We start from the raw sequence: 8,609 nt of genomic DNA, 5'->3' as shown, positions 1-8,609 counted from the left end.
TTGCGCCCGGCATAGCCGGCTTCCAGGGCCATGCGCGGCAGCATGTCGAAGGTCGCGAGGTCGACCTGGCGGCTGGCCAGGGCCTGCTCCATGACCTTCAGGCGGCCTTCGAGGTTGTACTTGATGGCACGGGCCAGCGCGTCGTTGAGCGTCAGCTCGCCGCTGAGCGGCTCCTGGGCGCGGAACATGCCGGCCAGGTCATCGCGCGCACGCTGTTCGCTGTCGGCACGGCTGATCGGCTCGCTGGTCACGGCACAGCCGCTGATGGCGAGTGCCAGCAGGCTGACGCTGAAGAATCGAAAATGCTTGTTCATTGTTATCGAGCCGCCCCCTGTACGGCTTCTGAAGTTTTCGAGCCCTGTCACCTTCAACCGGCCGGCCGTTCCTGGCCCAGCTCGCCGAAAGCCCGCGCCAGGTCGGTGACCTGGCGCTGCTCGCGCTGATTCATTTCCTGCAATTGCTGGCCGAGGCCGGCAGAACCGAATACGCCCCGCAGCCCCTGAGCAATATCTCCCTGGCGCTGACCGAACGCCGACAACGCCTGCTCGTCACCCTCGCGGGCGGCACTGAAGATCGCGCCGATGGTGCTGCTGCCAAAGACACCGCCATCACCACCGCCAAAGCCGAGGAAGCCATGACCGCTGCCGTCACCGAAGGCGCTGTTGCTGCTGTTCGAGAAGATCAGCGCAAGCTGCGTCTGGCTCGGTCCTTCGCGGAACACGCTACCCAGCGCCGATTGCGCCGCGCCACGGTTGCTGCTGTCGAGCAGCGGAACCTGGCCGAGGGTCGGCGGGCCGGCGTTGACCAGCGGCGACGGTACCTGCGGCGCATTGCCCGGCAAGCCGCTGTTCGCCACCACCGGGCGCACGCCCTGTTCGGTGCGGTATTGCGGGTCGCCATCGCTGACGCCTCCCTGCACCAGCAGGCCGCGAGTCGACGGCAGGCCTGCCAGCGACAGTTGCGCGGCGTTGCCCAACGCATCGGCAAGGCTGGCACCATTGGCCAGGATGCTGTCGCCCAGCTGGATGCCATTGCTGTCGGCCTGACCGGCGCCCACGGTGTAGGCGAACATCAGGTGTTGGGTACCCGAGCCGGACACGTAGTCCGCATATACGGTGCCGCCCTGATCCAGGGTGATGGCGATGCGCGGGACGCCGCCGCTGGTGTCCACCATCACGGCCTCGCTGAAATCGACAACGAAGTTCAGAGTCTGCCCCGGCGTGTAGCGACCATCGGCGGGCAGCGTCACGCCGCTGACCTGCGGGCTGCTGTGATCGACGAGGTAGCCCTCGCCGACAAGGCCTGTCTGCACGCTGTTGCCGGCGCCATCGCGCACACCGGCACTGGCGTTCATTGCCAGGGTCAGGTTGCCGTCGCCAGCCACTTCGCCGACGCTGACGCGCCAGGTTTGGGCGCCGGTCTGCACCACTGACAGGACATTGCCGCGCGCACTGCCCGTAGCCTGCAGGGAGAAGTCGGCGACGCTCAGGCCGGAGACGCTCTCGGAGAAGCTCACGTCGAACGCCAGCGCCTGGGCATTGCTCGGCGAGGCATCGACACGGGTGATCGAGGTCACGGTGGGCGCCAGGGTATCGACCAGTACCCGGCTGCTATCCGCCACGCCATGCAGCGCCAGTTGCAGATCGTTGCCGGCGGCATCGCGCAGGCTGCCGCCATTGGCCTGCAGCGAGAGCACGGAAATACCGTCGCCGTCGTTGTCGCCGGCCTGCACGCTGTACTGGAACACCAGGGCGCTGCCGCCGGAACCGGAAACATAGTTCGCGTAAACGGTCTGTCCGCCGATATCCAGTGCCAGGCGCGGCGTACCGCCGGTGGTATCCACCTGCACTGCCTCGTTGGCGTTGACGGTGAAGCTCAGCACGTCACCCGCCTTGTAGTCGCCGTTGGTCGGTACGCTGGTCGATGCCACCTGCGGGGCGCTGTGATCGACGGTATAGACCTCGCCCTGCAGGCTGCCGGACAACAGGTTGCCGGCGCTGTCGTTGATGGTCGCGCCGTTCCTGACATCCAGTCTCAGCGTGCCGTCGCCGCTGACAGCGGAGACCTGGACACGGTAAGTCCGGGCATCGATCTGCACGATCGAGCTGATGGCACCGACGGCGCTGCCGGTAGAGTTCAGGGTGAAGTCGCTGGCATCCACGCCGCTGACCGCCTCGCTGAAGGTGACGGTGTAGTTCAGCATGCTGCCATTATTCGGAGTGACGTCGACGCGGCCGATGCTGGTAGCGGCGGGCGCTACGGCATCGACCAGCACGCCGGCGGTGCTGCCGACGCTGTTGAGGCTGGTACTGGTAGCGTTGCCGGCGATGTCGGTAATGCTGCCACCGCCCAGTTGAAGGCTGCTCCCCAGGCTGACGCCGTTGCTGTCGAGCTGGCCGCTGGCGACCGTCAGGCGGAAGGTCAGCGCCGAGGTGCCGGAACCGCTGAGGTACTGCGCCCGCACGGTGCCGCCGGTATCCAGGGCGACATCGAGGTAGGGCATGCCGCCGGAGGTATCGACGAGCATGGACTCGCTGAAGTTGACGACAAAATCGAGGTTCTGGCCCGTGATGTAAGTGCCATTGCCAGGCACGCTGACGCTGCTCACGCTGGGCGCCACGCCGTCGATCACGATGTCCTTGTTGGCGCCCAGGGAACCAGCACTGCCGGGCGAGGCAATCTGCAGGTCGGCAATGTCGCCGGAGGTGGAGTTCCTGATGGATGCACCATTGAGGGACAGTGCGACGTTGGAACTGACATCGAGGTCGGCACTGATATCGCCGGCCTGCACTACGTAGGAGAAGGTCAGGACGTTGCTGCCCGAGCCGGCCACGTAGGTAGCCTGGCGGTCGACAAGACCGGTTTCCAACTGCAGGCTCGGCGTCCCGCCGGTGGTATCGACGGTGACGCTCCGATCGAAGCTCACCGTCAGCGTGATCGTATCGCCAGCTTTATAGGTCCCGTTGGCGACCGCCGCGCTGACATCGGTGATCCGTGGAATCGGCCTGGCCACGTCGATGACGATGGTATCGGTGTCAGTCTGATTACCGCCGCTGCCCGAGTTGCCAAGATCATTGGTCGTGATCTGTAGCGATGCCGAGCCGTTGTAGCCCGGGGTGGGCGTGAACGTGAGGCCGGCCAGCGCATTGTTGATATCGGCGATGGTGCCCTCGAAGGTGACGGTACCGTCGCTGATGCCATTGCCCACGGTGAAGACCAGGCCGCTGAATCCGCCCAGAGTGATCAGTCCGTTGTTGGCGGTGAGGGTGACGCGCACGGTGCTGCCGCCAGCGTCCACATCGCTGATCGAGATCCCGTTGCTGTTACCGCTGCTGAACACCAGAGTGCCGTCCTGCAATACGCTCTGGATGCCCGGCACGCTGTTGACCGGCGCGTCGTTGACGGCATTGACGGTCAGGGTGACGGTGGCGTGGTCGGTCTGGTTACCGCCGCTGCCGCCATTGCCGTTGTCGTCGATCGATATGTCCAGCACCACGTTGCCGGTGGCGTTGGCCGCGGTGATGAAGCTGACGCCGCCGCTTGCAATGAAAGCATTGATGTCGGAGAGCGTGCCCGCCAGATGCAGAGTGCCGCTGCCCGAGCCCAGAACGCTGACGCCAGCACCGCTGAAAGCGCTCAGACTGCCGCTGCCGGGCGCGACGCTGAACTGCACGCTGACTGTGCCCGATCCTGCGTCGACATCGCTGAAGCTGATGCCGGTGAGTGCCTTCGCCGTGTCCTCGGTGACGCCAATCGATACAGGCGCACTGATTTGTGGTGCGTCATTGGCCGCAGTCACGCTCACCGTCTTGGTCACGGCATTACCGTCGGTGCTGCCATCATTGGTGTTGAAGGTGATGGTGCGGGTAGCGGTACTGGGATTGTCCGAGGTATTGACATAGACCACCGCACTAAGCGCCGCCTGCCATTGCGCCAGTGTGGCCGGAGCGCCGCTACTCAAGGTCAGCTTGCCGGTGCTGGAGTCATAGCTACCGGTGATGGAGCCGAACAGGGAGGAGTTGGTGTTGGTGAAGCTCAGTACGTCCTCGCCAGATCGGAAGTTGCCGGTGATGGCTACAGTCGCGTGGTCCAGTGTGGTGCTGTCCGCATCGATCACGGTGAAGTTGCTGTCGATCACCACCGGTGTGCTGGGGGCACCGCCGGCCTCGAAGAAGGCGGTGGTGCCGCCCGATGCTGTGTTCACCGGTGAGTCGTCGACGGCAGTCACAGTCACCGTTCGGGTTACCACGTTGCTATCACTGGTGCCATCGTTTAGTTGGAAGCTGACTGTGCGAGTCGCGTTGTTCGGCGTATCCGAGCTGTTGGTGTAGGTGACGGAGCGAAGCGCCGCCTGCCACTCGGCGACGGTGGCGCCGCTAGCCGAGGTCAGCGTCATCACGCCGGTGCTGCTGTCGTAGCTGGCGCTGATGTCCCCCATTGTGGCTGGGTTGTTGGTGAAGGCCAGCACGTCCTGGGCGAGCTGGAGGTTGCCGGTAATCGCCACCGTGGCGCGGGAAAGCTGCGGCGAATCGCTGTCGGTCACGGTGATGCCGCTGTCGATCGCCACCGGCGTGGAGGCTACATTGCTACCTTCAACGAAGGCGCTGCTGCCCCCACTGGCGGTGAGCGTCGGGGCGTCGTCGATGGCGGTGACGGTCAGGCTGGCGGTATTGCCGACGACGGAGAACGCACTGCTGCCGCCGGTGACGGAGGCGTCCACCTTGGTGCCCTGCTGGCCGGCGGTGGTGCCGGTCTGGTCCCAGGCGTGATAGGTCAGGGTGGCGACGGTGCCGTGGACGCCGTCCGGCACGAAGCGGACGCGGTCGGTGCTGCGCAGCAGCAGCGCCGCGTTGTCGGCGACCGGGCCGATATCCTGCCAGCTGGCGCCGCCATTGGTGCTGTATTGCCAGGTGCCGATGCCGGTGCCCAGGCCGGTGATGGCGATGCCCTTGACCGCACCGGTGTCGACGTCGGTGATACCGCCAGTGGCGAAGCCGGAAACCGCCATGCCGGGGTTGTTGACGTCGGAATCGGTCAGGCCGGTGAGCGTGGGGCTGGCAGGCATCAGTACCGGCGCATCGTTGGCGCTGCTGACGGTGAGCGTGGCCTGTGCGGTGCCGGTGGAGAACGCGGAGCTGCCACCGTTGGTACTGGTGTCGGCAGTATTGCGTGTGCCGTTGGTAGATGCGGTGCCGGAGCTCTGGTCCCAGGCGCGGAAGGTGAGGCTGGCCGCGCTGCCGTTATTGCCGTCGGGCACGAAGCGCAGTTGGGTGGTGCTGGACAGCATCAGCGCGGCGCTGTTGGAGACGCTGCCGATGCTGGTCCAGTTGAGGCCGTCGGTGGAGTATTCCCAGCCGCCACCGCTGCTGCCAACGAGGGCAATGCCGTTGGCCGGGCCATCGAGATCGGCGTGGGAGGCGCCGCCGAGCAGGCTGGCGACGGTGACCGCGTTCGAGGCCGCGTCTTCGTTGGTGCCGGCCCAGACATACGGGCCGCCGGACAGCGTGGGTGCGTCGTTCACCGCGATGATCGAGACGGTGGCGGCCGCGCTGAGCGCGGTAGTGTCGGTGCCTCCGTTGGCGGTGCCGCCATTGTCGCGGATGCCGGTAAGCGTGATCGTGCGCGCAGTGGTGGTCGGGGCGTCGCTGGTGTTGCTGTAGGTGAGGCCGTTGACCAGCGTGGCGGCGGCGCTGCCGGAAATTCCACCGGTCTTGGCGATGACCACGGTGGCGGTGCCGGCCGACACGCTGACGGTAACCGTCATACCGTTGGTGGTAGTGATGACCGAGTTGCCGTTGGTCAGGGAGACATTGCTGCCGTCCACGCGTAGCACCTCGGCGCTGCCATCGGCGACGTTGCTGACAGTGAGCGTAAGGCGGTCGATGGTCTGGCCGGCTTCGATGGTGTCGATGGTGGTGCCGCTGAACAAGCCAACCGCCGAGCCGTTCTCGGTAAAGGTGGGCGTGCCGCCGGTGGTGCTCAGGGTGGGTGCGTCGTTCACGGCGGTGATGCCGACGGTGACCACGGCGGCGGTGCTGGTGCCGCCGTCGCCATCGTTGACGCTGACGCTGACGGTGCGGCTGCCGGTGCCGATATCGCCGCCATTGCTGTTGCTGTAGGTGAGGTTCTGCAGCAGCGCTGCCACCGCTATCGGCGTGGCACTGCCGTTGAGCGTGATCACCAGGTTGTTGCTGCCGCTCCCCCCGGCGATGGTACCGATGGTAACTCCGCCATAGGTGACATTGCTGCCGCTGACACCGATCTGGCCGGCACCCGTGCCCTGGTTGCGCACGCCGAGCAGATCGTCGGTGGTCACCCGGCCGGCGGTGATCGCCACGGTGACGTTGCCACCGCTGAAGTCGGCGGAATCGCTGTCGGTGACGATGGCGTTGCCGCCCGCGTCAAGCAACACAGGCGCTGCGCCTTCGGTGTAGTTGACGCTGTCGCCATTGAGGTTGGCGATCACCGGCACGGCGTTAGAGCTCCAGGAGGAATCCGCCGTACCCGTGCCGCTGTTGCGCAGGTTTTCGTTGCCGGTGTTAGTGCCATAGCCGGCGATGCCGGCGGTGTTGCCATTCTGGTTGCCGCCACCGCCGCCGCCCCGGCCGTAGTTGTTCTGGCCGCTGACCAGGTTGACGGTGCTGCTTTCGTATTTGAGCGTGCCCTGGTTCAGGATGCCGCCGACGCCGTCGCCACCATTCGCGCCGTTGACGCCGCCGATCTGAGACGAGCCCGCACCGCCGCCGCCCGCGCCCAGGTTGCTGGTGATGGTGGTGGACGCCATGTAGACCGTGGCACCGGCGCCGATGAACATGGCCCCCGCCGCGTTGCCACCCTTGCCAACGGCATTCGCCAGCGATGCGGCCGCACCCGCGCCACCGCCACCGATGAAGCCGATGCCCGCGGAGCCCGCGCTGCCGCCGGCGCCGCCTGACGAAAAGCCCGGCGCCGTGCTGCCGCCGGCGCCACCCACGGTGGTACCGCCCCTACCGGTCTGGGCGATGGCGGAATACGTGCCGCCGTTGCCGCCACTACCGCCGCCGCCACTCTGGCCGGCATATCCCGGCGAGTAGTTACCGCCGCGCGCGCCGCCGATGCCGTTGAAGCCGCCGCCGCCACCGCCACCGTAGCCGTAACCGCTGCCGCCGCCGTTGCCGCCGCCGGCCGCTGCGACGTTGCCGGTGATCGACGAGTGCAGGAGAGTGAGTGTGCCGCCGGTGATGCTGACGCCGGCGCCGAGCGCATCCTTGCCATCAACGCTGTTGAAGTCGCCGCCGGCGCCGCTGACCAGGCCACGGGTGATCACCAGGCCATCCAGCTTGACCGTGCCGCCGGTAATGCTGAATACGCGGCTGCGGTAATTCGCATCCACCGTCACGTCGGCCACACCATCGTCGTTCAGATCGCCGTCGATGGTCAGGTTCTTGTTGATAACCAACTGGCCGGTGGTCAGACCGACGGTCATCCCGGGGGTGGAGAAGGTGATGGTGTCGCCCGCCGTGGCGCCAGCAATGGCGTTGCGCAGGGTGCCGGCGCCGCTGTCGGCATTGCTGGTGACGGTGATGGTCGCCAGGCTGTGCTGGTACGCCGCTTCGGAAGTGGCCGACAGCACCGGCCGCGCCTCGATGGCGCCGGTTGTCACTTCCAGGTCCCAGTCCGAGCCATTGCCGGTGCGGTCATCCGAAGCGGCGATGTCACGCCCGGTCAGGCTGGCCAGCTCATTGATGAAGGCCTGCCCGCGTTCGCCCTGGGCGGTGTTGCAGGCATAGATGAGGATGTCGCCGCCGGCCTGCATGCTCGCGCCCAGCTGGCTGAGCGAGTTGCCGTAGTCGGCGATGTTCTCCGCGCTGACGTAGCTGTTGCCCAGCCACAGGTCGCCGGCGTTGCCGTGGGCGATGATCTGCACCGAGGCGGCGCCGGGGTGCGCGGCCAGGTACTGGGCCATTTGCTGCACGCCGTTGCCGCGGCTGTCGAGGAACACCACGTCGGTGTTGGCGGCCACGCCCTGGAGCAGTTGCTGGGCATCTTGCACACGCGAATCAACGAACACTACGTTGCGCCCGCTGCCGGCTACCGCGCCCTGCCCTGCATCACTGCGGGCGTCGCTGGTGGCGGCATGGGAGTCAGCGTTGTCCTTGCTGGCGCTGCTCGCGCCGGCCTTGTCGGCAGCGGCGGCATCCTGGGCGTCAGTGGGCTTGACCGCTTCGGCGGCGGTAGCAGCGACCGCACCGTCGAACATCATGCGCGGCTCCAGCGCCATGATCAGCGTCGGCTGGGAAATCCCGGTTACTTGCTGGCGACGCGCAGCCTCGCCGAACACGCGCTTGATCCACTGCATGCAATGCACCTCTTGGTTCCGCGCGGCTGACGGCCGCGGCGACCATTATTGTCAGTTGTTCTTGATGCGAATCACGTTGGCCGCGCTGGCGCTGCCGTCTTCCCAGAACGAGAGCTTGCTGTACTGCTCGAACAGGTCCGGCGGCAGCAGCGTGCGACGCTCCTGCAGCGACACTCTCGGTCGCACGCGATGCAACCCGCTCACGCCCAGTGCTGCGTCGAAATCCGGCGCGTCGTAGGCGAGGTTGTCGAAGTCGTGCTCGAACCAGGGT

Annotated in this window: 1 protein-coding gene and 2 pseudogenes; all 3 read right to left on the bottom strand. The window is 66.5% G+C overall.

Annotated elements, in window-relative coordinates; all coding sequences use genetic code 11:
- A pseudogene (locus tag ACIPK7_RS29615) lies at positions 1 to 314 on the bottom strand (transporter); the annotation flags it as partial.
- Between the two features lie 53 nt (positions 315 to 367).
- Entirely contained in the window at positions 368 to 8,338 is a 7,971-nt protein-coding gene (locus ACIPK7_RS29610; RefSeq protein WP_401091908.1) for a DUF4347 domain-containing protein, read from the bottom strand.
- A 51-nt stretch (positions 8,339 to 8,389) separates the two neighbouring features.
- Positions 8,390 to 8,609: pseudogene (locus ACIPK7_RS29605) on the bottom strand (hypothetical protein); the annotation flags it as partial.

The sequence above is a fragment of the Pseudomonas sp. NPDC086581 genome (assembly GCF_044746165.1).
Lineage (GTDB): Bacteria > Pseudomonadota > Gammaproteobacteria > Pseudomonadales > Pseudomonadaceae > Pseudomonas.
This window is presented reverse-complemented; position numbering and strand designations above follow the sequence as displayed.